This is a genomic window from Cupriavidus alkaliphilus, assembly GCF_900094595.1.
In the GTDB taxonomy this organism is placed as follows: Bacteria; Pseudomonadota; Gammaproteobacteria; order Burkholderiales; family Burkholderiaceae; genus Cupriavidus; species Cupriavidus alkaliphilus.
This window is the reverse complement of the sequence record NZ_FMAD01000008.1, coordinates 170,161-194,177: the sequence shown is the minus strand read 5'-3', so window position 1 is coordinate 194,177 and position 24,017 is coordinate 170,161. Positions and strand designations below refer to the sequence as shown.

The window sequence follows — 24,017 nt, the reverse complement described above, 5'->3', positions numbered from 1 at the left end:
CTCCGGAAGAGGATGGACGCCGGGCCGCACGGCGGCCCCGGCGCAGGGATGACGCGCAAGCGTGGCACAGCGGCACGGGCCCGCGTTTGCCGCAGGTCAAGCCTGGCCGGGTGGCCTGCCATCGGCCTACGCCGACCGGCATAGCCCGTCGCGGCCGGGGTGCCGTTGGCGTGGGTTTGCGCACGGTCAAGCCCCGGGCGCTGGCGCTTGGCTAGCATCGGCCGCTGTCTTCCTTCCCCCGCGCCGCTGCCGGCGCCATTACCGATGACCAGTTCCACCCCCGCCCGATCCGACGCCCCGTCGGCCGCCGCGTGCGCGCCGCGCCGCCCGCAGCTGGTCGCGCCCGCCGGCTCGCTGGCGGCGCTGCGCATGGCCTTGCAGCACGGCGCCGACGCGGTCTACCTGGGCCTGCGCGATGCCACCAACGCGCGCAACTTCGGCGGGCTGAATTTCACCGAGGCCGATATCCGCACCGGCGTGGCCGAAGCCCATGCGCGCGGCGCCGAGGTGCTGTTTGCGATCAACACCTTCGCCCAGATGGGCGCGGTGGCGCAGTGGCACCGCGCCGTCGATGCGGCCGCGGACCTTGGCGCCGATGCCGTGATCATGGCCGACGCGGGCCTGATGGGCTATGCCTGCGCGCGTCATCCCGGATTAAGACTGCACCTGTCGGTGCAGGGCTCGGCCACGCACGCCGACGCCATCGAACTGATGCGCGAACGCTTCAATATCCGCCGCGTGGTGCTGCCGCGCGTGCTGTCGCTGGCGCAGATCGGCAAGCTGTCGCGCCAGACCAGCGTCGAGCTGGAGGTGTTCGGCTTCGGCAGCCTGTGCGTGATGGCAGAGGGGCGCTGCCTGCTGTCGTCGTATGCCACCGGCGATTCGCCCAACAACAAGGGGGTGTGCTCGCCCGCGCATGCGGTGCGCTGGACGGAGCAGGACGGCACCATGCAGGCGCGGCTGTCGGGCATCCTGATCGACAGCTATGCGCCCGGCGAGCCGGCCGGCTATCCGACGCTGTGCAAGGGCCGCTTCGAGGTCGAGGGCGAGCGCGGCTACGTGCTGGAGGAGCCGACCAGCCTGAATGCGCTGTCGCTGCTGCCGGCGCTGATCGACATGGGCATCGCCGCGATCAAGATCGAAGGGCGCCAGCGCAGCCCGCGCTACGTGGGCGATGTGGTCGGCGTGCTGCGCGCGGCCATCGACGCCGCCTGCGCCGATCCGGCCCGCTTCGCGCCGCGCCAGGAGTGGCAGGGCACGCTGGGGCGCCATGCCGAAGGCGACCAGGTCACGCAGGGCGCCTACGACCGCCCCTGGCGCTGACACCATGACATCCACCTGCCTGTATCCGGACATGCGGGACATGCCGGCCACGATGGAGCTTTCCATGCCTTACACCGCCGCGGCCGCGATGCCGCACGCCGCGATGCCCGGCTTCGGCATCGCCCTCGGTCCGCTGCTGTACTACTGGCCGCGCGAGGCCGTGCTGCAGTTCTATGCGTCGGTCGCCGACGCGCCGGTCGACCGCGTCTACCTGGGCGAAACCGTCTGCACGCGCCGCCATGAAATCCGCCATGCGCAATGGCTGGAGATTGCGCAGATGCTGCGCGCTGCCGGCAAGGAGGTGGTGCTGTCCACGCCGGTGCTGGTCGAGTCCGATACCGATATCGCGTGGATGCGGCGCGTGTGCGCGCAGGACGATTACCTGGTCGAGGCCAACGATCCCGGCGCGGTGCGTTGCATGGGCGGGCGGCCCTTCGTCGGCGGCCCGCATTTGAACGCCTACCATGCCGATACGCTGGCATGGCTCGCCGGACTGGGCGCGGTGGGCTGCGTCGCGCCGGTGGAGATGGACGGCGCCACGCTGGCCGCGCTGGCGGCGGCGCGGCCCGCCGGCACGCAGCTGGAAGCCTTTGTCTGGGGCCGCCTGCCGCTGGCATTCTCGGCGCGCTGCTTTACCGCGCGCCACCATCGCCTGCGCAAGGACAGCTGCGAATTCCGCTGCATGGACTATCCCGATGGCCTGGTCGCCGCGACCGGCGAAGGGCAAGCGTTTTTCACGCTGAACGGGGTGCAGACGCAGAGCGCCACCTGCCTGGACCTGTGCGCCGAGGCGCTGGAAATGGCCCGGATGGGCGTGGGAATGCTGCGCGTCAGCCCGCATTCGTCAGGCACCCTCGCGGTAGTGCAGCAGCTGGCGGCGATCCGCGCCGGGCAACGCGCGCCCGCCGCCAGCGGCATCACGCCGGCGGGTGCCGAGCCATGCAATGGCTACTGGCACGGCCGGGCCGGCATCGCTTGGGAGGCCCCGGCATGAGCGCGCTGCGCAAGCTGATGGCCGGCGTGCACCGGCGCCTGCCGGCACGCGCGCGGGCGCTGCCGCTGGTCGCCGCGCTGGAGCTGGCGCGCCGCGCCGGCTGGCTGGAGCCGCCCGCGGCACTGGACGGGCATGACTTCCTGCTGACGGTGCAGGACCTGGAACTGGCCGTGCCGTTCCGCTGCGAAGGCGGGCGCTTCCGTGCCGGCAGCACCGACGCCGAGCCTGCGCTGACGCTGCGTGCGTGCGCGGTGGACTACCTGCGCCTGCTGGGCGGCGAGGCCGACACCGACACGCTCTTCTTCCAGCGCCGGCTGGTCATCAGCGGCGATACCGCGCTGGGGCTGGAGGTCAAGTACTGGCTCGATGCCGCGCCGCGGCCCGCGTGGGTCAGCCAGGCCGCGGCACGGCTGGTGGCGCTGCACGGTGCCACCGTGGGACGGGCCGGCGCCGCATCCTGAGCACGGCTCAGGCGTCGCCGTCCAGCATGAAGCGGTTGCGGCCGGCGCGCTTGGCGCGGTACATCGCGCTGTCGGCGCGGTGCAGCAGCGGCTCCAGCCGCGGTGCTTCGGGCACGGCCCAGACCGCGCCCACGCTGATGGTCACCACCGGCTGCACCGGCGTGCCCTGGTGCGCGATGCCCAGCTCGCGCACCGCCGCCACCATGCGGCGCCCGATCTCGCGGGTCTCGTCACGGCTCGCGCCGGGCAGCACCGCGGCGAACTCCTCGCCGCCCAGCCGCGCGCAGAACTGCTCGCCGTGCAGCACGCCGCTGAGGGCGCCGGCGATCTGCCGCAGGCAATCGTCGCCGGCCATGTGGCCGTGCAGGTCGTTGTATTGCTTGAACTGGTCCACGTCCAGGATCAGCAGCCCGAGCGGCTGGCCGCGCTCGCACGCGCGCGTCACGGCGGCGATCGATTCGCGCTGGAAGTAGCGCCGGTTACGGATGCCGGTCAGGGCGTCGATGTCCAGGTCCGCCTGCACCTGCCACAGCTGCTCTTCGGTCTGGCCCAGCCGCGCGCTCAGCGCCAGCTCGCGCGACTGGAAGCGGCTGATGTCGCGCAGGAACAGCAGGCTGCCCATCTGCCTGCCGTCCAGGCGCGCGACGCGTTCGCCGGTCAGCTCGAACGGCGCGCCCGGCGGGACGAAGGGCACGGCCGCGCCGTCGGCCGGTGGCTCGCCAGGAGAACGCCGCAGCGCTGTGTCCCAGCCTGCGGGCAGCGGATCGCCGCGACGCAGCGCCGGCCACAGCTGCGCCGCGGCGGGATTGAATTCGACGATGGTGCCATGGCCGTCGACGATGACGCAGCCCTCGCTGAGCGCATCGAACACGCGCAGCCGCGCGTAGTGGCCGATATCGTCCAGGTGCGTGCGCAGCCCGCAGAACCACACCAGCGCCGCCATCAGCGAAAACGTCGCCGGGGTCAGGTCACCGCCCAGCGGCCCGGTCCAGCGGTTGAGATAGGCGACATTGGCCACCAGCGGCAGGGCCAGGCCCGCGCCCAGGATCGCGCGCCCGCGGCGCGACAAGGTGCCGTTGGGCACCTCGGCCGTGACCAGGAAATACAGGCTCAGCGCCAGCAGCAGGTACGACCACGCCGCCACCACGGCATAGCCGATGCCATGGTCGAACACCGCGCCGGGCAGCACGCCGGGCGGCATCAGCGTGATGCGCGGCCACACCAGGCCGTGGCGCTCGTTGGTAAAGACCATCACCACCGTGACCACCGCCGCCAGCACCGGCAGCCACAGCCGGGACCACGGCACCACGTAGCGCGGGCGGCTCAGGTGCACCATCGCCACCAGCCAGCCGATCGGCACGGCGACGATGCCGAGGTACTGGATCTTGGCCCACAGGATGCGCCCCTCGAGGTCGGTCGAGCTGATCTCGAGCAGGCGGCCGCCGCTCCAGGTGGCCGCACCGGCGGCCAGCACCAGGAAGGCCTGCACGGTCGGATCGTCGCGCCGCGGCCAGGTGGCGATGGCCATGCCGATGCAGGCAACCACGGCGACGGTAAGCAGGAGAACCAGCGAATATGAGGGCATTGAAGGCGGCGCGCGTCTTCGAGACCCGGGCATTGGTGCCGCCGCCCGGCCAGGCGCACGCCGGTTGCGTGCGCTCCGCGATCTCGTCAGCCAGCATGATACCGGGCGGCATCGCCGGCTTGTCAGCGGGTGCGCCGATGCAACAGCGGCCGCGCGGCCGCCGCCGGGTCAGTCGCGCCGCAACCGTAGCAGGAGCCGGTCAGGCCCGTCCGGAGGTTTCCCGCACCAGCCAGAACGGGATGTCGACAACGTCCTGCTGCAGGCCCGGCCACTCGAACCCCATGCCGCGCGTCAGCAGGTGGCCCCAGCCGTCGATCCATTTCTGCTGCGCGCGCGCATACAGCTCCAGCATGGACGAGGCGTAATGCAGCGAAGCGCCGAGCAGCGGCACCTCGCTGGCGATTTCGCGCGCGTAGCGGGCTTCGGGGTCAGGCTCCATCATCGTGCCCATGGCGTCGAACTGGATGTTCTCGAACAGGGTGCGGGTGAAGTCCAGGTTGAGTTCGGCCATGCGGTGCCAGATCCCGGCCAGGTCGGACTGCATGGAATCCAGCTGTGGCGCGCCGGCGTAGACGGCGGGAAAGGGCCAGAACACCGGCGGCCAGAAGATTTGCGTTGCGGTCATCATCACGGGGATTCTCCAGTGGCGGGCCGTGCGCGCAGTGAGCGGCAGTTGCTGCACACGACGATGGCGCCCGGCGTGGGCATCCGGATCAGCTTATGCGGTAATGGCGCGACTTGCCATGCCGCAGCACCCGGACCCCGTTCCGGTGCACTTCACTTGCATCCCAGCCGCCTGGCCAGCTTGTGCAGGTTGCTGGCGTCGATGCCGAGCTGGCGCGCCGCCTGCGCCCAGTTGCCGCCGTGGTCGCGCAGGGCCTGCGCGATGCAGGCGCGCTGGGTGTGCTCGACGGCATCGCGCAGCGTGATGCCCGCGGCCGGCGCCGGCGTGGCGGGCGCGCTGGCCGCGCCGGAGCCGGTCTGCGCGGCCGGCGGCAGCTCCAGGCCGTCGAGGTCGAGCAGCTCCGGCTCCAGCGTCACGATGTCATTGCGGCCCGCGCCGCGGCTGACCGCACGCAGCGCGGCGCGGCTGATCACGTGTTCCAGCTCGCGCACGTTGCCGGGCCAGCGGTAGTGGCGCAGCGCGTCCTGCGCGCCGCCCGACAGCCGCAGGCTGCGCAGGCCCAGGCGGGCACGGTTCAGCTCGAGGAAGCGCCCGGCCAGCAGCAGCACGTCGTTGCCGCGCTCGCGCAGCGGCGGGATCGGGATCGGGTAGACCGACAGGCGGTGGTACAGGTCGGCGCGGAACGAGCCGTCGCGCACATGCTCGCGCAGGTTGCGGTTGGTGGCGGCGATCACGCGCACATTGACGCGGCGCGGGCGGTCCGAGCCCAGCCGCTGGATCTCGCCGTTCTGCAGCGTGCGCAGCAGCTTGGCCTGGATCGCCAGCGGCAGCTCGCCCACCTCGTCGAGAAACAGGGTGCCGCCGTCGGCGGCCTCGAAGCGCCCCGGGCGCTCGCCGGTGGCGCCGGAGAAGGCGCCGCGCGCGTGGCCGAACAGCTCGCTCTCGGCCAGCGATTCCGGCAGCGCGGCACAGTTGACATGCACCAGCGGCTGCGCGCGCCGTCGCGACTGGCGGTGCAGGCGGTGCGCGAACAGCTCCTTGCCGACCCCGGTCTCGCCCAGCAGCAGCACCGGCAGGTCGGTGTCGGCCACCACTTCCAGTTCATGCAGCAGGTTGGAGATGGCCTCGCTCTGGCCGATGATCTCGGCGCCGATGTCGTGCGGGGCCGTTCCTTCCTCGGACTCCGGCGTGCCGCGCGCGAGCTGCAGCGCGCGGATCTCGCCCTCCAGCCGGGTGGTGCGGATGGCGGCCTCCACGATTACCGTCAGCCGCTGCAATTCGGCCTGGGCCGCGCCGTCGAAGGTGCCCACCGTCAGCGCATCCAGCGTCAGCGCGCCCCACGGCTGACCGTCTACTTCAAGCCGGGTGCCCATGCAGTCATGCACCGGCAGCGGCTCGCCCACATGCTCGTCGATCAGGCCGTCGTACGGGTCCGGCAGCATGCTGTCGTGATGGAAGCAGGTCACGCCGCGGCGCGCCAGGATCGCGGCCAGGCGCGGATGCAGGCCCACCGCGAAGCGCCGGCCCAGCGCATCGCGCACCAGGCCGTCGACCGCCACCGGGCGCAGGTGGTCTTCCTCCAGCCGCAGCAGCGCCACCGCGCCGCAACGGAAATGCATGCGCAACGCGCTGACCAGCCGCTGCAGGCGCACCGCGTGCGGCAAATCGATGACGAGGTCGGCCAGGAGGTCGGGGTACATGGCGGCGGGGAGCATGGTGGAAAACACCGTTCAGGGTAATTGGTACCGTGACAAGTATAGGGTAATTAATACCCGCAATATTACAAGTCCTTGATTAAAGGAGGTTTTTTTCTGGCACGTTGCTCGCGTATGTCAGGGGGTCATCACTTCCACACGGAGAAACCGCCATGACGTTGCAAGACCACTCGCTGGGCCAGCTGGCCCGCCAGATTCCCGGTGCCACCCGCATCTTCCACGACCACGGGCTGGACTTCTGCTGCGGGGGCAAGCAGACCCTGCGCGACGCCGCGCAGCAGAAGGGGCTCGATGCCGCTGCCGTGGCCGCCATCGCCGCACAGCTGCACGTGCTGCAGGACGAGGCCGATCCGTCGGCGCAAGACTGGAACACGGCCGCGCCCGCGGCGCTGATCGAGCATATCCTGGTGCGCTTCCACGCCCGCCATCGCGAGCAGTTGCCCGAGCTGATCCGGCTGGCACGGCGGGTCGAGCAGGTCCACGGCGAACGGTCGGAGTGCCCGCTGGGCCTGGCCGACCACCTGAGCGAGATGCTGGGCGAGCTGGAATCGCACATGCAGAAGGAGGAGCAGGTGCTGTTCCCGATGCTGCTGCGCGGCCTGCACGCCGCCGCGAGCCGCCCGATCGCGGTGATGCGCGCCGAGCACGACGACCATGGCGTGGCCCTGCAGCGGCTGGCCGATCTGACCGATGACATCACGCTGCCGCGCGCGGCCTGCAATACCTGGCGCGCGCTCTACCTGGGCCTGCGCACGCTGCGCCAAGACCTGATGGAACACATCCACCTGGAAAACAACGTGCTGTTCGAAGGCGCGGCGGCCACCGCTTCCGCGACCGCGCCGACACCGGCGCAGGCCAACGGCTGCGGCTGCTCGGCGCACGCCTGAGCCCGCCCGACACCACCCCTAACGACTTCGCATCATGGGTCCCTACCGCAAACTCTGGTTCCTGCTGATCGCCGTGCTGGCGGTCACGTTCTCCCTGCTCGGCTACTACGGCGTCGAGGTGTACCGGCAGGCCCCGCCCATTCCGGCCAAGGTGGTCACGGCCGAGGGCCGCATGCTGTTCAGCGGCGACGACATCCTCGACGGCCAGACCGCATGGCAGTCCGTCGGCGGCATGCAGCTCGGCTCGATCTGGGGCCATGGCGCCTACCAGGCGCCGGACTGGACCGCCGACTGGCTGCACCGCGAACTGACCGCGTGGCTGGAGCTGGCCGCGCAGGATGGCCACGGCCGCGCCTTCGCACAGCTCGAGGCACCGGCGCAGGCCGCCTTGCGCGAGCAATTGCGCACCGAGTACCGCGGCAATGCCGCCGATCCGGACAGCAACGTGCTGACCGTGTCGAAGCGCCGCGCGCAGGCCATCGCCGATACCGCCGCCTACTACGACCAGCTCTTCTCCGACGCGCCGGCGCTGCACACCACGCGCGAGCACTACGCAATGAAGGAGAACACGCTGCCGAGCGCCGAGCGCCGCCAGCAGCTGACGCACTTCTTCTTCTGGACCGCGTGGGCCGCATCGACCGCGCGCCCGGGCCATGAGGCCACCTACACCAACAACTGGCCGCACGAGCCGCTGATCGGCAACCAGCCCACCAGCGAAAACGTGGTGTGGTCGGTGATCAGCGTGGTGGTGCTGCTGGCCGGCGTCGGCTTCCTGGTGTGGGCGTGGGCCTTCCTGCGCGGCAAGGAAGAAACGCCGCCGCAGGCGCCGGCGCGCGACCCGCTGCTGTCGGTGGCGCTGACGCCGTCGCAACGCGCGCTGGGCAAATACCTGTTCCTGGTGGTGGCGCTGTTCGTGTTCCAGGTGTTCCTGGGCGGCTTCACCGCGCACTACACCGTCGAAGGCCAGAAGTTCTACGGCATCGATGTGTCGCAGTGGTTCCCGTACGCGCTGGTGCGCACCTGGCATATCCAGAGCGCGCTGTTCTGGATCGCCACCGGCTTCCTCGCCGCGGGGCTATTCCTGGCGCCGCTGATCAACGGCGGCAAGGATCCGAAGTTCCAGCGGCTGGGTGTCGACATCCTGTTCTGGGCGCTGGTGGTCGTGGTGGTGGGCTCGTTTACCGGCAACTACCTGGCCATCGCGCAGAAGCTGCCGGCTCATCTGAACTTCTGGCTCGGACACCAGGGCTACGAGTATGTCGACCTGGGCCGGCTGTGGCAGATCGGCAAGTTCGCCGGCATCGTGATCTGGCTGGTGCTGATGATGCGCGGCATCCTGCCGGCGCTGCGCGCGCGCGGCACCGACCGCAACCTGCTGGCGCTGCTGACCTCGTCGGTGGTGGCGATCGGCCTGTTCTATGGCGCCGGCCTGGCCTATGGCGAGCGCACCAGCCTGACGGTGATGGAGTACTGGCGCTGGTGGGTGGTGCACCTGTGGGTGGAGGGCTTCTTCGAGGTCTTCGCCACCACGGCGCTGGCCTTCATCTTCTCCACGCTCGGCCTGGTGTCGCGCCCGATGGCCACCGCGGCCAGCCTGGCGTCGGCCTCGCTGTTCATGCTGGGCGGGATTCCCGGCACCTTCCACCACCTGTATTTTGCCGGCACCACCACGCCGGTGATGGCGGTGGGCGCCGCCTTCAGCGCGCTTGAAGTGGTGCCGCTGATCGTGCTGGGCCATGAAGCCTGGGAGAACTGGAGCCTGAAGCGGCGCGCGCCGTGGATGGCCGACCTGAAGTGGCCGCTGATGTGCTTTGTCGCGGTGGCGTTCTGGAACATGCTGGGCGCGGGCGTGTTCGGCTTCATGATCAACCCGCCGATCGCGCTGTACTACATCCAGGGCCAGAACACCACGCCGGTCCATGCCCATGCCGCGCTGTTCGGCGTCTACGGCTTCCTGGCGCTGGGCTTCACGTTGCTGGTGCTGCGCTACGTGCGTCCGGCCTACCGTCTCAGCCCGACGCTGATGAAGACCGCGTTCTGGGGCCTGAACGTCGGCCTGGTGCTGATGATCGGCACCAGTCTGTTGCCGATCGGCATCATCCAGTTCCTGGCCAGCGTCGAGCATGGCACCTGGTACGCGCGCAGCGAGGCCTTCATGCAGCAGCCCATCCTGCAGACGCTGCGCTGGGTGCGCACCTTCGGCGACGTGGTGTTTATCGTCGGCGCGGTGTCGTTCGCCTGGCAGGTAGTGCTGGGGCTGGCCACGCGCGCGCCGCGCGCGGCCGATGCCGTGACTATCGGGATGAAGCCCGTGGCGCGCTGACCGGTTGCCGCGCCACAGCACAGTGGCCCGCCCGGGATCCCGGGCGGGCCACTTGCCTTGGCGGGCGGGCAACGCAGCTAGCCTTGCGCCTTCCGGGCTTCGGCAGCGATATCGCGGATGGCCTGCTCGAAGGCCTCGACCGGCTGGCCCCCGGTCACGAGGTAGCGGTCGTTGAAGATGATCGACGGCACCGACTGGATGCCCATGCGCTGGTATGCCTCGATTTCCGCGCGCACCGCGTCGGCATAGTCGTCGCCCGCCAGCACCTTGCGCGCCGTGGCCGCATCGAGGCCGACGGATTGGGCCGCGTCGACCAGCACGTCATGGTTGCTCGGGTCCTTGCCGTCCGCATGGTAGGCGCGCAGCAGCGCCTGCTTCAGCGGCAGCTGCTTGCCTTCAAGCCCGGCCCAGTGCAGCAGGCGGTGGGCGTCGAAGGTGTTGTAGACATGGGTGCGCGGGCCAAAGGCAAAGCCCACGGCGGCGCCGCGTTCGCGGATCATTGCCTGGGTTTCGGCGATCTGCGCCGGCGTGCGGCCGTATTTGCGGCCGAGATAGTCGACGATGGCCTCGCCTTCCGGGCGCATGCCGGGGTTCAGCTCGAAGGGATGCACGACGATCTCGGCGTCGACCGCATCGCCCACGCGCTGCAGCGCCAGCTGCAGCGAAGACAGGCCGATGGCGCACCAGGGGCAGGCGATGTCGGAGACAAAGTCGATCTTGAGGGGTTGTGGCATGGCTGCTCCTGGGCATGGACGGGGCGAAGCCATGGCCCCGGCCCGGATTGGAAATTGCCGACAGGGTAGCCTGACTGGCGAAACCTTGCAGGCGGACGCTTCAGCCGGTGGCCGCGCGTCCGCCCGCCGCGCCATGGCGGGGCTCAGTCCCAGCGGCGCCCGTGGCCGCGGCCGTGGTCATCGTGGTCGCCATGGCGGTGTGCCCACTCGCGCCCGCGCCATTCGCGGCGGTTGTCGTGGTAGCCGTCGCGGTAGCCTTGGCGATAGTCGCCCCGATAGGCGCCCCGATAGTCGCCGCGATAATAGGCGCGACGATAGCCGCGGTCATAGTCGTAGCGTACCGGCGCCACCACCACGGGGCGCGGCGCCACCACGACCGGGCGCGGCGCGTAGGCCACGGGTGCGGGCGCATACACCGGCGCCGGCGCATAGACCGGGGCCGGATGGTAGACCGGCGCCGGCTGCGCCACCACCACGCCAGGCACGCCGATGCCGATATCGATATTCACACCGGCGTAAGCACCAGCGCTGGCCACCAGCATTGCACCACCTGCTACCGCCATTGCGATGATTCGTTTCATGGCTGCCTCCCAAGGGGCGTTGGACATGGGCTCACTGTAGGGGGGCGGGCTGTAATATGGGGCGCGCGAAGTGTTGCAAGTGTGACGTGGTGTAACCCCTGGTCGGGCTGCCGCGTGCCGGCGCGTACCGGCGCGGCCTGTATCATGCCAACCCTGCCCCAAGGTATTTCCCATCCAAGCTGCACATGCGCCGTAACGCCGCCATCCTGCTGGCACTGATCGCTTCCACCGCCATTCCCTCCGCTGCCGCCGCCGCCGATCTCCAGGCCGGCAAGGCCTTGTTTGCGACGCGCTGCGCCTCGTGCCACCACGTCGGGCGCAATGCGCGCGCGGGCTTTGGTCCGCAGCTGAACGGGATCTTCGGCCGCACGGCCGGCAGCACGACGGATTTCCAGTATTCGGACGCGATGCGCGCCTCGAAGGTGGTGTGGTCGCATGACACGCTGCGCGCCTTCGTCCGTTCGCCCGGCAAGGTCGTGCCGGGCACGAAGATGCGGTTCTGGGGACTGGGCGACGATCAGCAGATCACCGATCTGCTGGCGTACCTCGAGACCTTCAAGTAAGCCGGCACGGCTGCGGCCGAGCGGCCTCAGTCCGCAAAATGCGGCCCCGGCCCTTCGCCCGCCAGCGCGTCATGCGGATTGCGTAACGGACACGCCTTCAGCGACAGGCAGCCGCAGCCGATGCACCCGTCCAGCTGGTCGCGCAATTGCGTCAGCGTGCGGATCCGTTGGTCGAGGTCGTCGCGCCAGCTGGCGGACAGCTTGCGCCAGTCCGCCACGGTCGGCGCGCGGCCATCGGGCAGCTTGCGCATGGCGTCGGCGATCACCGCCAGCGGCAGACCCATGCGCTGCGCCACGCGAATCACCGCCAGGCGCCGCAGCACGGCACGCGCATAGCGGCGCTGGTTGCCGCCGCTGCGGGTGCTGGCGATCAGGCCGCGGGCTTCATAGAAATGCAGGGCGGACACCGCAATGCCGGTGCGCGCCGAGACTTCACCGACGGAGAGCAGTTCTTCCGCGGGCGCGGGGCGGCGCCGGCGCGGCGTGGCGGGCGGTTGCTTGGAAGCCATGGCGAAAGGCAGGCAGTGCTGGAACGCAGGAATGCCCATGCTACCACCAAGGCCGCGCTTGACCTTAACCTAACTTGAGGTTTGATACTGGCGGCTCCTCTGTCCGAGATGCCTTCCACAAGCCGATGACCATGTTTCCGTTCTCGCCCTCGTCCCTGCGCTCGCCTGCCATGCCCGCCTTGCCGGTGGCGCCGGCCGTGCCCTTCGCCCGTCCCAATGACTCGCTGAGCCTGCTCAATCCCGACGGCCTGTATGACCCGCGGCCCAACGGCTATTCGCACGTGGCCCTGGTCGAAGGCCCGGTCCGCATCGTCTATGTCTCGGGGCAGGGCGGCGAGGACGCGGCGGGCTGCCTGCCGCTCGATTTTCCGCGCCAGGTGGCGCGCGCCATGCACAACCTGCGCATTGCGCTGCAGGCGGCCGGTGCCGACGTCGGCGACGTGGCCAAGCTTACGGTGCTGGTGGTGGACCATTCGCACGACCGCCTGCGCACCTTCGGCGCGGCGCTGCGCGAGATGTGGGGCGACCGGCCGACGCCGGCGTGCACACTGATCCCGGTGCCGCGGCTGGCGCTGGACAACATGCTGTTCGAGATCGAAGCGACAGCGGTGTTGCCCGCCTGAGCCGCGGCAGCCCCGGGGATGTCGTCCGGACTCAGCGCGCCGCGGCGCTGAAGGTCTTGTTGACGATCTTCCAGACCCCGTCGATCTCGAGCAGCGTCATATAGTCGGTGAAGGTCACGCCCGGGTATTCCAGCACCACCTTGGCCACGCCGGCATTGCCCACCACGTCGAACTGCGTGATGAAGCGCTTGCGCTGCGCTTCGTCCGCGGCCGGATGGCCGGGGCAGCGCGCCGTGGCGAATTCCTCCACCGTCAGCGAGTGCAGCTTGCCGTCGCGGAACGAGACGATGCGCGCGTCAGCGGCGAAAGCCTTGTACATGAATTCGGCCTTGCCGGTGATATGGCCCTGCAGGTAGTCCTCGATCGGCGCGAGCGCGGCCACGTGGCGGGACGTCAGGCCGGTTTCCGAAAACGTCATGATCTCCTCCAAAACTGGGGCGGCTGGGGCTTGGCCAGGCCGCAACGTTGAAAGCGTTGATTGTATTCCAGTTTTGTATGCAAAACGAGATGACGGCGGCCCTTACACCGATGTGGCGATGTGTTCACGCAGCCATCGGTGCGCCGGATCGCGATGCACGCGCTCGGGCCACAGCATCGACATCTCGTAGCCGGGCACCTCGACCGGCGGCGCCACCGCGCGCAATGCCGGGGCGCCACGCACCAGCCGTTCGGGCAGCATTGCCACCAGGTCGGTGCTGGCCAGCGCCGCCGTGACAAACAGGAAGTGCGGCACCGACAGCACCACGCGCCGCTGCATCCCGGACCGGGCCAGTGCCTCGTCAGTGACGCCGTGGAAGCCGCCGCCGTCCGGCGACACGATCACGTGCTCGAGCGCGCAGAACTGCGCCAGCGTGGGCCGCCGCTTCAGCCGCGGATGGCCGGCGCGGCCCACCAGCACATAGCGTTCGGTGAACAGCGCGCGCCGGTGCAGCGCCGGCGGCGAGCCGTCGGTGGTGTGGAAGGCCAGGTCCAGCTCGGCGCGCTCGGCCTGCCGGGCGATGCGCGTCGGCACCATCTCGACCACGGCCAGCCGCGCGCCGGGCGCGGCCTTGCGTAGCCCCTGCAGCGCGGGCAGCACGATGGTCGATTCGCCATAGTCGGTCGCCGCCACGCGCCAGGTATGGGTCGACGTGGCGGGGTTGAACGGTGTGTCGGCGGAAACCGCCTGCGCCAGTGCGGCCAGCGCTTCGCGCAATGGTTCGCGCAGCGCTTCCGCCCTGGCGGTAGGGCGCATGCCGCGCGGCCCCGGCAGCAGCAGCGGATCGCCGAAGTGGTCGCGCAGCCGGGCCAGGTGGACGCTGACCGAAGGCTGCGACAGATGCAGCCGCTCGGCCGCGCGGGTCACGTTGTGCTCGGACAGCAGCACGTCGAGCGTTAGCAGCAGGTTCAGGTCGAGCCGCCTCAGGCTGGTCGCGGAATTAGTCATGACAATACCTGGAATATAGGATATTCATTTCTAATATACCGGACCAGGGCCTATGCTGGCTTCACCCAGAACTTGTGAAGCCACCGACATGAAAGTACTGCTGGTCTATGCCCACCCCGAACCGCGCTCGCTCAACGGCGCCATCCGCGACTTTGCCGTGCAGCGCTTGCGCGACGCCGGCCACGAAGTCCAGCTTTCGGACCTGTATGCGATGCAATGGAAGCCGCAGCTCGACGCCTCGGATTCGAAGGTTCCCAAGGCCGACGCGCCATTCCACCCGTCGCTGGATTCGAAGCATGCCTTCGACAACGGGCTGCAGAGCGATGACATCGCACGCGAGCAGGACAAGCTGCGCTGGGCCGACGCCGTGATCCTGCAGTTTCCGCTGTGGTGGTTTTCGATGCCCGCCATCCTGAAGGGCTGGGTCGAGCGCGTCTATGCCTACGGCTTTGCCTACGGCGTCGGCGAGCACTCGGACCAGCGCTGGGGCGACCGCTATGGCGAAGGCACGCTCGCCGGCAAGCGCGCAATGCTGATCGTCACCGCCGGGGGCTGGGAGTCGCACTACAGCGCGCGCGGCATCAACGGCCCGATCGACGACATCCTGTTCCCGATCCACCACGGCATCCTGCACTACCCCGGCTTCGACGTGCTGCCGCCGTACCTGGTGTACCGCACCGGCAAGGTCGATGCGGCGCGCTTTGCGCAGATTCGCGAGGAGCTGGGGGAGCGGCTGGATGCGCTGGGGACGACCCCGCCGATTCCGTTCCGGCGGCAGAACGGCGGGGACTACCTGATTCCGCAGCTCACGCTGCGCGAGGAAGTGGCGCCGCAAGCCGTGGGCTTCACGGCGCACGTGGACGGCGTGCGGCTCTGAGCGCGCGCGGCGGGGCCTATTCCGCGCGGATATCCGCCCGCGCCGCCACCGCCCGCATCTCCGGCAGCTCCTTTTCCACCCGTGCCTTCACCGCGGCCCCATTGCCATAAGCTGGCGTCAACGCCAGCTCGACCATGCGCGCCTTCGTGGCCGGGGCGTTGGCGACGTCGGCCAGCGCCTTTTCCAGCTTCTGCTGCACCGGCGCGGGCAGGCCCGCGGGCGCCAACAGCGCGAACCAGGTGCCCATCTGGAAGCCGGGATAGCCGCTTTCGGCAACGGTCGGCACTTGCGGCAGGGCCGGCAGGCGCTGCGGCGACAGCACCGCCAGCGGCCGGATCTTGCCGCCCTTGATCAGCGGCAGGGTCGCCACCACGGTATCGACGGCCACCTGCACCTGCCCGCCCGCGAGCGCGGTCAGGCTGGGGGCGCTGCCGTTGAACGGCACGTGCACCATGCGGATGCCGGTGGCGGTCTTGAGCATCTCCGCGCCGAAGTGGACCGAGGAACCTGCGCCGAACGAGCCGTAGGAGAACTTGTCAGGGTTGGCCTTCGCCTGCGTCACCAGGTCCTTCAGCGACGCGATCTGCGTGTCGGGATTGGCGACCAGCACCAGGCTCATATCGGCCACCAGGCCTAGCGGGGTGAAGCTCTTAATGGGGTCGTAGCCTAGCTGCTGGCGGATCGCGGGGTTCAGCGTCAGCGTGGTGCTGGCCGCCAGCAGCAGCGTGTAGCCGTCGGGCGCGGCCTTGGCCACCTGGGTGGCGCCGATCACAGTGCTGGCGCCGGGCTTGTTCTCGACCACCACCGACTGGCCGAGCTTTTCGCCCAGGCCGACCGCCAGCAGGCGACCCAGGACGTCGGTGGCGCCGCCCGCGGCGAACGGCACCACCAGCCGCAGCGGGCGCTCCGGCCACGTTTGCGCCTGGGCGGCGGGCGCGGCGGACAGCGCCGCGGCCAGGGCGGTGGCGCAGGCGAGAAACAGCTTCGGGGGCATTGCAGTCATCGTGGCACTCCTGCGGCAGTTATAGGAATGTGAGGCAATCGGAATCGACCAGCAGCGGGGATCAGCCGAGCCAGGGGCTGCGCACGTGCGAGAAGCCGCCGGCCTGGTCGTAGGCATGGCCCAGTTGCAGCACCGCGGCGTCGGCCTGCGCCGGGCCGATGATCTGCAGGCCGGCGGGCAGGCCCTGCGGGCCGAAGCCGGCGGGCGCGGCCAGTGCCGGCAGCCCGGCCATGGTGGCTGGCACCACTGCCTGCATCCAGCGGTGGTAGGTGTCCATGTCGCGGCCGTCGATGGCATGCGGCCAGTCCCAGCCGGCATCGAACGGGAACACCTGCGCGGCCGGCAGCACCAGGTAGTCGAAGCGCTCGAACAGCGCACGCAGCGCCTGGTACCACGCGCTGCGTTCGGCCATGGCCTCGTACACGCGCGTGCCCGGCAGCGCCAGGCCGCGTTCGATCTCCCAGACCGCCTCGGGCTTGAGCAGCGCGCGCTTGGCCGGGTCGCGGTACAGCGCCGCGTTGGCGCCCGCCACCGAGAAGCTGCGCAGGTCGATCCAGGCACGCCACAGCCGTTCCAGGTCGAAGTCGGGCAGCGCCGCGTCGATGCTGCAGCCGAGCGTACGCAGGTGCGCCAGGGCCTGCACGCAGGTGTCGAGCAGGCCCGCTTCGGTGGGCAGGTGCCCGCCCAGGTCGCCGAGCCAGCCGATGCGCACGCCGGTCCAGTCGCGTTCTGGCGGCAGCGCAAAGGTGCCGGGCGCCTCGTTGCGGCGCGTCAGCGGCAGGCGCGCATCGAAGCCGGCCTGCACCGACAGCAGCAGCGCCAGGTCCGGCACGTTGCGTGCCATCGGCCCGGCCACGCTGAACTGCTGGAAGAACACTTCGTCGCCCGGGCCGTGCGGCACGCAGCCGACCGAGGTGCGCAGCCCATAGACATGGTTGAACGCCGCGGGCGTGCGCAGCGACCCCATCATGTCCGAGCCGTCGGCCACCGGCAGCATGTGCAGCGCCACCGCCACCGCGGCGCCGCCGCTGCTGCCGCCGGCGGAGCGGCCGGGATCGAAGGCGTTGCGGGTGGTGCCGTAGACGGGGTTGTAGGTATGGCCGCCGAGGCCGAATTCGGGCGAGTTGGTGCGCCCGATGAAGAGGGCGCCGCCGGCGCGCATGCGCTCGAAGATGACGGCATCGGCGTCGCTGACCTGGCCGGCGAAGATCGGCGAGCCCTTGGTGGTGACCATGCCAGCGGCCGGGCTGATGTCCTTGGGCGCCTGCGGGAACCCGTGCAGCGGGCCGCGGCTGGCGCCGCGCGCGAGTTCGTCGTCGAGTCCGCGCGCCTGCCGGCGCAGCGTATCGCGGTCCACCGGGGCGACGATGGCGTTGACGCGGGGGTTGTGGCGGTCGATCTGGCCGAGGAAGGCATCGAGCACTTCCACGCAGGAGACCTCGCGAGCATGGATGGCGCCGGACAGCGCGACCGCATCGAGGTCGGTGATCGGATTGGTGATCGGATTGGTGATCGTGTCGGTGGGAGCAGCGGGGGTCTGGGCAGTCGCCATGGCGCGGGGTCTCCGGTGTTGTCGTGAAACAGCATACGGGCGACGCGTGCTTTCCCGCAATCGACGATTTTTTCAAATATCCTTGCGTAAAACGCAAACCGGCCGGAGCCCGCCCCCATGTTGTCGCATCGCCTGCAGGACACCTCGCTGCGCTATTTCCTGGAAGTGGTCCGCAGCGGCTCGCTCACCGAGGCGGCGCAACGGCTCAACGTCACCGTGTCGGCGGTGAGCCGGCAGGTCGCCGCGCTCGAGGCCCTGCTCGGCGTGCCGTTGTTCGATCGCCGCCCGCGCGGCATGGTGGCCAGTGCGGCCGGCGAGCTGCTGGCGGCCTACGCACTGCGCGGCGCGCTGGAAGCCGACCGCGTGGTGTCCGAGATCGCCGCGCTGCAGGGCCTGCGCCGCGGCCGGGTGCGCGTGGCCAGTTCCGCCGGGTTTGCGATCGACTTCCTGCCGCGCATCATCGCCGAGTTCCGCCAGCGCTATCCGGGCCTGCAGTTCCACGTGCGCGTGGCGCCGCCGGCGGATGTGACCGGCATCGTGCTGCATGGCGACGCGGATATCGGCATCACTTACAGCCGCGCCGCCGAGCAGGGCATCCGCATCGCGCACCGGCAGGCGGCGCCGGTGATCGCCATCATGCGTCCCGACCATCCGCTGGCACGCTTTCGCAGCGTCACGCTGGCGCAGATGCAGCCGTACCCGCTGGCGCTCCCCGAGGGCGACAACACCGTGCGCCAGCTGTTCGACCTGGCCTGCGGCGAGCGCGGCATGGTGTTCGAGCCGGTGCTGGTGACCAACCACTTCGAGACCCTGACCAGCTTCGTGCTGCACGGCGGCGGCCTGTCGATCTCGGGCAGCGTGACCGTGGGCGACCGCTTGCGCCGCGGCGAGCTGCATGCCGCGACCATCCGCGAACGCGGCATGCGCAGCCGGGCGATCGAACTGCAGACGCTGGCGGGCCGCACGCTGCCCGAGGGCGTGCGCGCTTTCCTGGGCTTTATCCGCGACAAGCTGGTGGCGGAGGCCGCGGGCTAGCCCGCCCGCTTGCGCCGCGCCGCCGGGCCCAGCAACACCCACGCCGGTGCATGGTCGCTGGGGTGGTCTTCGCCTCGCACCCAGCGGTCGACGCCGGCGTCGCGCAGCCGCGGCGCCAGCTCGGCGCTCAGCAGCAGGTGGTCGATGCGCAGGCCGGAGTTGGTCTGCCAGTGCCGGCGGAAGTAATCCCAGAAGGTGTAGATGGGCGCATCGGGGTGCTGCTGGCGCAGCGCATCGGTCCAGCCCTGCGCCAGCAGGCGCGCGTATGCCTCGCGGCTTTCCGGCTGCAGCAGGGCGTCCTTGCGCCACGAGCGCGGGTTGTAGATGTCCTGGTCGGTCGGCACCACGTTGTAGTCGCCGGCCAGCACCACCGGGTGGCCACTGTCGAACAGTTCCTGCGCATGCGCGATCAGCCGTTCGAACCAGGCCAGCTTGTAGTCGAACTTGGGGCCGGGCTGCGGGTTGCCGTTCGGCAGGTAGAGGCAGCCGATCACCATGCCGGAAACCGCCGCTTCCAGATAGCGGCTGTGGCTGTCGTCGGGATCGCCGGGCAGGCCGCGGCGCACTTCCACGGGCTCCGCCCCGCGCGCCAGGATGGCCACGCCGTTCCAGGACTTCTGGCCGTGCCAGATCGCGCCATAGCCGGCGTCGCGGATCTCCCGCGCCGGAAAGCTCTCGTCGGCGGTCTTCAGTTCCTGCAGGCAGACGATGTCCGGCGCTTCGCGCGCGAGCCAGTGGCACAGCGCGCCCACGCGGCTGCGAATGCCGTTGATGTTGAAGGTTGCAATCTTCAGCCTGGACGCGGGCATGCGAGGCGGGCGGTGTGGGCGGTGTGGGCGGTGGCGGGATCGACAAAAAAGCCGGCGGAAGCTTCCGCCGGCTACTGAGTGTTATGCGCGCCAGGTGCTGCCCGTCGTGGTGCCGGCGGCACTGCCGCCCGTGGTGGCGCTCGCGCTGCCCGCGCTGCCCGTGCTTGCCGAGCTGCTTGCGCTGCCCGCACTGCGCGCGCTGCTGGACGACTCGCCAGGGCGGTCGCTGTCGCGGCGCACGCGGATGTCGTTGTTGACTTCCTTGACGCCGTAGGTGCCGTCGGCCATGTCTTCGATGTAGTACTTCTGGCCGCGGTCGCGCACGGTGCCGGTCAGCGACACCACGCCGTCGCTGACATCGACGCTGACATCGCTCACGTCGACGCCGCGCGCGTAGCTGAGCCGCTCGCAGATCTGGTCGCGGATGCGCTCGTCGCTGCGCTGGTAGCCGCGCGGGCCAGAGCGCTGTTCGCGCTCGTCGGGCGTACCGAACCAGTCGCCCACCACCTCGCCGATGCGGCGGCCAAGGTTATAAAGCACGCCGTGGTCGCGGTCGTCGTCGCGCTCGTCATCGCGCGCCTGGTCAGTCTCCCAGCCGCGCCGCTCAGCGTATTGGCGGTAACCAGGACTGTGCTGTGCCGCGTAGCGGCGCGCTTCGTCTTCGTCGTCGTCCGCTTCGGTCCAGTAGCGGGTGTCGCTGCGCAGGTCGCTGAAGTAGCGCTCGCGGCCTTCATCGCGCGACGAGCCGCGGGTTTCATAGCGCTCGCGCCCTTCATACCGCTCGCGCGGTTCGCGCGCGCGCTCGGTACTCTGGCGCCACTGCCGTTCCGCGTATTCATCGTCGCGTTCCCACGCCTGCGGATCACGCCATTCGCTGGCGCGCTCCCAGCCGTAGCCGCCGTTCAGACCATAGCGCAGGTCGCTGCCATAGCGCCCTTCGCGCGGATAGTCGGGGTAGCGTCCGGCGCCATACTGCTCATTGAATTCCCGGGCCGGGCGGGCAGGGCCGCCGTAGCTGGTCTGGCCAGGGGTCATTTGCTGGCGTCTGCGTTGTGCCTGCCAGCGGTCGCGTTCCGATTCCGGCTGCCAGTCATCGTCGTCCCATGCCTGGCGGCGTTGGCGCTGGTCGCGCGCTTCACGCTCATCGTAGTAGTAGCCCATGCTGATTTCCTGACTAGGTAAAACGCCATGTGCGGAAACCGGCGCAAAGTCGCGGCCGGCACCGCGGGCGGATAACAGCCCAGGGGCAAGATTCGTACCGTGCGGCGGATGGCCCCCAGGGCCCCGGCAGACGGGAGCCGGGCGGCTGGGCGTCCGTGCAACGGTTTCAGAGCGTGTAAGGGATGCAGCCTTGGCGGCCGCGTGTGGCGTGGCCCGCACGCGGCGTAGCAGGCACAGGGGCAGTGGCTGCGGCCGGCTTATGCCGGCCGCCGGCGCGCATTACGCGCGGGCCTGCTTACTTCTTGCTGGTCTTGGTCGATTTCGACTTGGTGCTGGTGGCGGCTTTCGACGGCGCTGCCGCGCTTGGCGGCGCCGCTTCGATCTTCGACTTGGCGAAGGCGAAATAGCATTCCTTGTTGCTGCTGTTGTACGACTCGGAATCGCTGGTCGCCAGCACGCCGGTCACGTTGATCTTGTCCCCGGTCTGCAGGTTGCTGATCTTCTTCTGGTTGACCAGCATCGCATCGCGCATCAGCGCCTTGCCGGTGCACTGCGGATTGACCGAATCCTTGAAGTAGACCGCGATGGTGTCGTCCGTGATGCTCAGGCCGTCGACCTTGGTGATGCGCGAGACCGTGCCCGACACCAGGATGGCCTGCGCGTCCCACTTCTTCTTCGCCGTGATTTCGTTCTTCTTCCAGTCGGCCCAGATGTCGCCCAGCGAAGCCGGCTTGGGGTCGGCCAGCATGCGGAAGTCGCCGCTGAGCACGTCGCCGGTGCCGTCGAGCACGCCGCTGATGGAAGACATTGCGCCATCCATGGATTCACAACCGGCCAGCAACCCGGCCAGGACCAGCCCTGCCATCAGTTTTCCCGTCTGCATTTTGCTTCTTCTCCAGGTCCGCCAGCTCTATCGGCTGACGCCGGGGCATTGTATGCGTACATCTTGCAAAATCCAACAGAACTGCCAAAAGCGCTGCAACGGTCGAAAAGAGCGGGCGGTTATCCCCCGAACGGGGCTTGGCGGCTAGGGTCCGAACGGCAGCGCCAGCAGCTCGCTGCGCAGGACCGCGTTGGCGCGTTCGCGCCCGGATTCGACCGGTTCGGCCGGCCAGGGCGACGGATTGGCCACGCCGCCGTGCTCGCCATCGAAGGCGGAATGCTCGCGGCCCCAGGCCAGCGAGCAGTCGCCCTGGCGACCTTGCAGCAGCGCGGCGCGCGGCTTGCCGGCGGCGGCGGGGCTGAATTGCACCGCCGGCTGGGCCAGCGGGGCGGCCAGCGCCTCGATGTAGATGATTTTGGGCAGGGACGCCCAGTAGCGGGTATCGGCCTCGGCATTGGCGGCGCTGGAGAGCGCCCCGGCGGCGAGGCTGAGCAGCGAGCCGGCCGCGCCGGCGGCACCCAGGCCCTGGGCCAGGCCCGCGTTACCGCCCCCCACTCCCGACAGCGCCGCCTGCGCAAGCCCTGACGACAGCGCCCCGGCGGTGTCCGCCAGCGTGGCGGTGTTTTCCTTGAACACCGCCTTGCCGTCCAGGATGCCCTGGATCGGCCGTCCGCCACGGGTCAGCGCGACCCGGTCCAGGTCGGCGGCGGCGCCCGCGGCCAGCGGCTTTACCTGCGCGGCGTAGCCGATCCGTGGCGCGCCCGCGGCCGGGCCTTGCGGCAGGAAGCCGAGCAGGCTTCTGGTATCGCCCAGCGTGACCTTCTCCGGCCCGAGGCCGGCCTCGAACAGGCTCAGGTGCCGCGGCAGCACGCCCCGGGTTTGCGCGTAGAACGGCTCGGCCGCGCCGGCCGCACGGGCCGCCAGCTCGGCCGCGCGCGCGGAATCGCCGGCGCACTGCGAGGCCCATGCCGCCAGCCATGCCATCAGCGCAAAGCTGCCGTGGCCGCTGTCAGGGCGTTCGTATTGCCCGAAGGCGTTCTGGATGTCGGCCTGCAGGAAGGCGGCGCGGGCGTTCTGGTAGTCGCCGGCGTGCGCATAGAGCAGGCCGCGGTAGTAGAACGTCATGGCCCGTTCGTACGGTTCGCCCTTCCAGTCCTTGACGCTTTCGGCGGACCACAGCGAGCGCGCCTGCCGGGCGTGGGGATCGTCGGCATAGACGCGCAGGATGCGTGCCGCGGCCATGTCGAAGGCGCGCTCGGCCAGGCGCGGCCGGCCGGACTCGATCGCGGCCAGGCCGAGCAGGTCGAGGTTGAGCACCGCATTCCATTCACCCTCCATGTACAGCGTATGCAGGATGCGCTGGAGCTCGGCGGGCTTGTCGGCGACAAAGCGGTCCGCCTCGGCCGCCAGGCGTTTCTCGTCGCCGTTGAACCAGGCCGCCACGCCGGGTAGCGGCGTGGCCAGCGCCAGCGCCAGCAGCGCCGCGCCGGCGCGCCGCCATACCCCGGCCGTGTCGGGAATCCGCACGGGCGCCCCTTACTGCTGCCGGGCCAGCGGCGCGGCGGTTTCGCGCAGGTCGGCCAGTTCTGCTTCGCCCGGCAGCTGGTAGCGCACGTGCATGGTGAAGCCGACGGCCTGGCCGGGTTCCAGCACCAGCCGCTGGAAAGTGAACTTCTGCACCTGGTCCAGCCGTTCATGCCGCATCGGCACGGCTTCGTCGGAGCGCGAATAGTTGTCCATGGCCAGTGTCACCAGCGACAGGAACGGCAGCCCGCTCAGCACGCCCTTGACCATGGTCTGGTCGGTGTACTTGCTGGCGCTGCCCAGCTTTACCAGGTCCAGCTCGGCGGGCAGCAGGTCATAGACCGTCAGGTCGCCGCGAAAGGCCTTGTCGCCGCGGTTGAAGGCGAGGAAGTGGATGGTGCGGTTGAACTCGTCCGGGTCCTTGCTGTGCAGGTCCAGCAGGATCTCGCGGCGGATGAAGTCGCCGCGGTGCAGCTCGCCCTTGATGAATTCGATCCGAGGCGCGTCCTTGCGGTTGACGGCGAGTTGCCGCTTGACCTCGGCCTGCGTCACCATGCCGTCTTCATACAGGGTGTAGACCAGCGGGGTCGAAGCCACCACGACCTTGTTGTTGCCGGGCGACACGGCGACGGTATCGCCCACGTTCAGGCCCGACAGGTCAGCCTTGCCGGCCACGTCGGCGCGCACCACGGGCGAGTTGTCGCCGCCGGTGCGGGTGGATTTCAGCGCCATCGGCGGCGCGGCGCAGCCGGCGGCAAGGAGGGCGGCCAGCAGCGTGGCGAGCGAAGCGAAGCGTGGCATGAAGTGGACAAGGGTCATGACCG

At 69.9% G+C, this 24,017-nt stretch carries 24 protein-coding genes; 9 read left to right on the top strand and 15 right to left on the bottom strand.

What is annotated here, in order from left to right; translation table 11 throughout:
* Positions 1-264 precede the first annotated feature (264 nt).
* The 3 genes from ubiU (at position 265) to ubiT (ending at position 2,778) form a co-directional block, all read left to right on the top strand.
* Positions 265-1,323 carry a ubiquinone anaerobic biosynthesis protein UbiU gene (ubiU, locus tag GA0116996_RS18265; protein ID WP_243419700.1) on the top strand — a complete coding sequence of 353 codons (1,059 nt, stop codon included), beginning with the start codon at positions 265-267 and terminating at the stop codon, positions 1,321-1,323.
* 64 nt (positions 1,324-1,387) lie between these two features.
* Positions 1,388-2,317 (top strand): U32 family peptidase, encoded by a 930-nt coding sequence (locus tag GA0116996_RS18260; protein ID WP_244159915.1) that lies wholly within the window; start codon positions 1,388-1,390, stop codon positions 2,315-2,317.
* The gene (gene ubiT / locus GA0116996_RS18255) at positions 2,314-2,778 is read left to right on the top strand and encodes a ubiquinone anaerobic biosynthesis accessory factor UbiT (protein ID WP_092314442.1); all 465 of its coding nucleotides are present in this window, start codon (positions 2,314-2,316) and stop codon (positions 2,776-2,778) included. The genes GA0116996_RS18260 and ubiT overlap by 4 nt, the downstream gene beginning before the upstream one ends.
* 7 nt (positions 2,779-2,785) lie before the next feature.
* Here ubiT and GA0116996_RS18250 read toward each other — a convergent pair whose 3' ends face one another.
* From GA0116996_RS18250 to norR, 3 genes are all read right to left on the bottom strand, one after another.
* A complete protein-coding gene (locus GA0116996_RS18250) occupies positions 2,786-4,363 on the bottom strand; it encodes a histidine kinase N-terminal 7TM domain-containing protein (protein WP_092314440.1) in 1,578 nt (525 codons plus the stop codon).
* 199 nt (positions 4,364-4,562) lie between these two features.
* Positions 4,563-4,991, bottom strand: a complete 429-nt coding sequence (locus tag GA0116996_RS18245) for a polyhydroxyalkanoate granule-associated phasin (RefSeq protein WP_092314438.1) — start codon at positions 4,989-4,991, stop codon at positions 4,563-4,565.
* A 149-nt stretch (positions 4,992-5,140) separates the two neighbouring features.
* A complete protein-coding gene (gene norR / locus GA0116996_RS18240) occupies positions 5,141-6,703 on the bottom strand; it encodes a nitric oxide reductase transcriptional regulator NorR (RefSeq protein WP_244159913.1) in 1,563 nt (520 codons plus the stop codon).
* 152 nt (positions 6,704-6,855) lie between these two features.
* Here norR and ytfE point away from each other — a divergent pair, with 152 nt between their 5' ends.
* On the top strand, positions 6,856-7,590 hold the full coding sequence (gene ytfE, locus GA0116996_RS18235) for an iron-sulfur cluster repair protein YtfE (protein WP_092314434.1): 735 nt from the start codon (positions 6,856-6,858) through the stop codon (positions 7,588-7,590).
* A 34-nt stretch (positions 7,591-7,624) separates the two neighbouring features.
* Positions 7,625-9,913: a nitric-oxide reductase large subunit gene (locus GA0116996_RS18230; RefSeq protein WP_092314432.1), complete on the top strand. Its 2,289-nt coding sequence runs from the start codon at positions 7,625-7,627 to the stop codon at positions 9,911-9,913.
* 77 nt (positions 9,914-9,990) lie between these two features.
* On the opposite strand, the gene GA0116996_RS18225 is transcribed toward GA0116996_RS18230, so the two are convergent.
* Both GA0116996_RS18225 and GA0116996_RS18220 read right to left on the bottom strand, forming a co-directional pair.
* Complete coding sequence (locus GA0116996_RS18225) at positions 9,991-10,647, bottom strand: DsbA family oxidoreductase (protein WP_092314430.1); 657 nt, start codon at positions 10,645-10,647, stop codon at positions 9,991-9,993.
* A gap of 143 nt (positions 10,648-10,790) precedes the next feature.
* Positions 10,791-11,228: a hypothetical protein gene (locus GA0116996_RS18220; RefSeq protein ID WP_244159912.1), complete on the bottom strand. Its 438-nt coding sequence runs from the start codon at positions 11,226-11,228 to the stop codon at positions 10,791-10,793.
* A 185-nt stretch (positions 11,229-11,413) separates the two neighbouring features.
* Between GA0116996_RS18220 and GA0116996_RS18215 the strand changes: the two genes are divergently transcribed.
* A complete protein-coding gene (locus GA0116996_RS18215; RefSeq protein ID WP_092314426.1) occupies positions 11,414-11,791 on the top strand; it encodes a c-type cytochrome in 378 nt (125 codons plus the stop codon).
* A gap of 26 nt (positions 11,792-11,817) precedes the next feature.
* Here GA0116996_RS18215 and soxR read toward each other — a convergent pair whose 3' ends face one another.
* The gene (gene soxR, locus GA0116996_RS18210) at positions 11,818-12,300 is read right to left on the bottom strand and encodes a redox-sensitive transcriptional activator SoxR (protein ID WP_092314648.1); all 483 of its coding nucleotides are present in this window, start codon (positions 12,298-12,300) and stop codon (positions 11,818-11,820) included.
* Between the two features lie 170 nt (positions 12,301-12,470).
* Between soxR and GA0116996_RS18205 the strand changes: the two genes are divergently transcribed.
* Positions 12,471-12,923 carry a RidA family protein gene (locus tag GA0116996_RS18205; protein WP_181487034.1) on the top strand — a complete coding sequence of 151 codons (453 nt, stop codon included), beginning with the start codon at positions 12,471-12,473 and terminating at the stop codon, positions 12,921-12,923.
* Between the two features lie 31 nt (positions 12,924-12,954).
* Here the strand turns inward: GA0116996_RS18205 and GA0116996_RS18200 are convergent, their stop codons facing one another.
* Together GA0116996_RS18200 and GA0116996_RS18195 are read right to left on the bottom strand one after the other, a co-directional pair.
* Positions 12,955-13,341 (bottom strand): nuclear transport factor 2 family protein, encoded by a 387-nt coding sequence (locus GA0116996_RS18200; RefSeq protein WP_012356871.1) that lies wholly within the window; start codon positions 13,339-13,341, stop codon positions 12,955-12,957.
* Positions 13,342-13,443: 102 nt separating this feature from the next.
* On the bottom strand, positions 13,444-14,349 hold the full coding sequence (locus tag GA0116996_RS18195; RefSeq protein WP_092314422.1) for a LysR family transcriptional regulator: 906 nt from the start codon (positions 14,347-14,349) through the stop codon (positions 13,444-13,446).
* Positions 14,350-14,437: 88 nt separating this feature from the next.
* Here GA0116996_RS18195 and GA0116996_RS18190 point away from each other — a divergent pair, with 88 nt between their 5' ends.
* Positions 14,438-15,226, top strand: a complete 789-nt coding sequence (locus GA0116996_RS18190) for an NAD(P)H-dependent oxidoreductase (protein ID WP_092314420.1) — start codon at positions 14,438-14,440, stop codon at positions 15,224-15,226.
* Between the two features lie 16 nt (positions 15,227-15,242).
* Here GA0116996_RS18190 and GA0116996_RS18185 read toward each other — a convergent pair whose 3' ends face one another.
* Entirely contained in the window at positions 15,243-16,229 is a 987-nt protein-coding gene (locus GA0116996_RS18185; protein WP_092314418.1) for a Bug family tripartite tricarboxylate transporter substrate binding protein, read from the bottom strand.
* A gap of 61 nt (positions 16,230-16,290) precedes the next feature.
* A complete protein-coding gene (locus GA0116996_RS18180) occupies positions 16,291-17,781 on the bottom strand; it encodes an amidase (RefSeq protein WP_208601255.1) in 1,491 nt (496 codons plus the stop codon).
* 117 nt (positions 17,782-17,898) lie between these two features.
* Between GA0116996_RS18180 and GA0116996_RS18175 the strand changes: the two genes are divergently transcribed.
* Entirely contained in the window at positions 17,899-18,816 is a 918-nt protein-coding gene (locus tag GA0116996_RS18175; protein ID WP_092314416.1) for a LysR family transcriptional regulator, read from the top strand.
* Here GA0116996_RS18175 and xth read toward each other — a convergent pair.
* The 5 genes from xth to GA0116996_RS18150 form a co-directional block, all read right to left on the bottom strand.
* On the bottom strand, positions 18,813-19,625 hold the full coding sequence (xth, locus tag GA0116996_RS18170; protein WP_092314414.1) for an exodeoxyribonuclease III: 813 nt from the start codon (positions 19,623-19,625) through the stop codon (positions 18,813-18,815). The genes GA0116996_RS18175 and xth overlap by 4 nt on opposite strands.
* Positions 19,626-19,706: 81 nt before the next feature.
* Positions 19,707-20,786 (bottom strand): BON domain-containing protein, encoded by a 1,080-nt coding sequence (locus GA0116996_RS18165; RefSeq protein WP_092314412.1) that lies wholly within the window; start codon positions 20,784-20,786, stop codon positions 19,707-19,709.
* Positions 20,787-21,081: 295 nt separating this feature from the next.
* Positions 21,082-21,594 carry an OB-fold putative lipoprotein gene (locus GA0116996_RS18160; RefSeq protein ID WP_244159911.1) on the bottom strand — a complete coding sequence of 171 codons (513 nt, stop codon included), beginning with the start codon at positions 21,592-21,594 and terminating at the stop codon, positions 21,082-21,084.
* Positions 21,595-21,813: 219 nt separating this feature from the next.
* Positions 21,814-23,196, bottom strand: coding sequence for a hypothetical protein (locus tag GA0116996_RS18155; RefSeq protein ID WP_092314408.1), 1,383 nt, complete (start codon positions 23,194-23,196; stop codon positions 21,814-21,816).
* 9 nt (positions 23,197-23,205) lie between these two features.
* Complete coding sequence (locus GA0116996_RS18150) at positions 23,206-24,012, bottom strand: hypothetical protein (protein ID WP_243419696.1); 807 nt, start codon at positions 24,010-24,012, stop codon at positions 23,206-23,208.
* Positions 24,013-24,017 lie beyond the last annotated feature (5 nt).

Coding starts and splice junctions, on each gene's coding strand:
- ubiU (WP_243419700.1), top strand. CDS start 265: ATGACCAGTTCCACCCCCGCCCGATCCGACGCCCCGTCGGCCGCCGCG.
- GA0116996_RS18260 (WP_244159915.1), top strand. CDS start 1,388: ATGCCTTACACCGCCGCGGCCGCGATGCCGCACGCCGCGATGCCCGGC.
- ubiT (WP_092314442.1), top strand. CDS start 2,314: ATGAGCGCGCTGCGCAAGCTGATGGCCGGCGTGCACCGGCGCCTGCCG.
- GA0116996_RS18250 (WP_092314440.1), bottom strand. CDS start 4,363: ATGCCCTCATATTCGCTGGTTCTCCTGCTTACCGTCGCCGTGGTTGCC.
- GA0116996_RS18245 (WP_092314438.1), bottom strand. CDS start 4,991: ATGATGACCGCAACGCAAATCTTCTGGCCGCCGGTGTTCTGGCCCTTT.
- norR (WP_244159913.1), bottom strand. CDS start 6,703: ATGCTCCCCGCCGCCATGTACCCCGACCTCCTGGCCGACCTCGTCATC.
- ytfE (WP_092314434.1), top strand. CDS start 6,856: ATGACGTTGCAAGACCACTCGCTGGGCCAGCTGGCCCGCCAGATTCCC.
- GA0116996_RS18230 (WP_092314432.1), top strand. CDS start 7,625: ATGGGTCCCTACCGCAAACTCTGGTTCCTGCTGATCGCCGTGCTGGCG.
- GA0116996_RS18225 (WP_092314430.1), bottom strand. CDS start 10,647: ATGCCACAACCCCTCAAGATCGACTTTGTCTCCGACATCGCCTGCCCC.
- GA0116996_RS18220 (WP_244159912.1), bottom strand. CDS start 11,228: ATGAAACGAATCATCGCAATGGCGGTAGCAGGTGGTGCAATGCTGGTG.
- GA0116996_RS18215 (WP_092314426.1), top strand. CDS start 11,414: ATGCGCCGTAACGCCGCCATCCTGCTGGCACTGATCGCTTCCACCGCC.
- soxR (WP_092314648.1), bottom strand. CDS start 12,300: ATGGCTTCCAAGCAACCGCCCGCCACGCCGCGCCGGCGCCGCCCCGCG.
- GA0116996_RS18205 (WP_181487034.1), top strand. CDS start 12,471: ATGCCCGCCTTGCCGGTGGCGCCGGCCGTGCCCTTCGCCCGTCCCAAT.
- GA0116996_RS18200 (WP_012356871.1), bottom strand. CDS start 13,341: ATGACGTTTTCGGAAACCGGCCTGACGTCCCGCCACGTGGCCGCGCTC.
- GA0116996_RS18195 (WP_092314422.1), bottom strand. CDS start 14,349: ATGACTAATTCCGCGACCAGCCTGAGGCGGCTCGACCTGAACCTGCTG.
- GA0116996_RS18190 (WP_092314420.1), top strand. CDS start 14,438: ATGAAAGTACTGCTGGTCTATGCCCACCCCGAACCGCGCTCGCTCAAC.
- GA0116996_RS18185 (WP_092314418.1), bottom strand. CDS start 16,229: ATGACTGCAATGCCCCCGAAGCTGTTTCTCGCCTGCGCCACCGCCCTG.
- GA0116996_RS18180 (WP_208601255.1), bottom strand. CDS start 17,781: ATGGCGACTGCCCAGACCCCCGCTGCTCCCACCGACACGATCACCAAT.
- GA0116996_RS18175 (WP_092314416.1), top strand. CDS start 17,899: ATGTTGTCGCATCGCCTGCAGGACACCTCGCTGCGCTATTTCCTGGAA.
- xth (WP_092314414.1), bottom strand. CDS start 19,625: ATGCCCGCGTCCAGGCTGAAGATTGCAACCTTCAACATCAACGGCATT.
- GA0116996_RS18165 (WP_092314412.1), bottom strand. CDS start 20,786: ATGGGCTACTACTACGATGAGCGTGAAGCGCGCGACCAGCGCCAACGC.
- GA0116996_RS18160 (WP_244159911.1), bottom strand. CDS start 21,594: ATGTCTTCCATCAGCGGCGTGCTCGACGGCACCGGCGACGTGCTCAGC.
- GA0116996_RS18150 (WP_243419696.1), bottom strand. CDS start 24,012: ATGACCCTTGTCCACTTCATGCCACGCTTCGCTTCGCTCGCCACGCTG.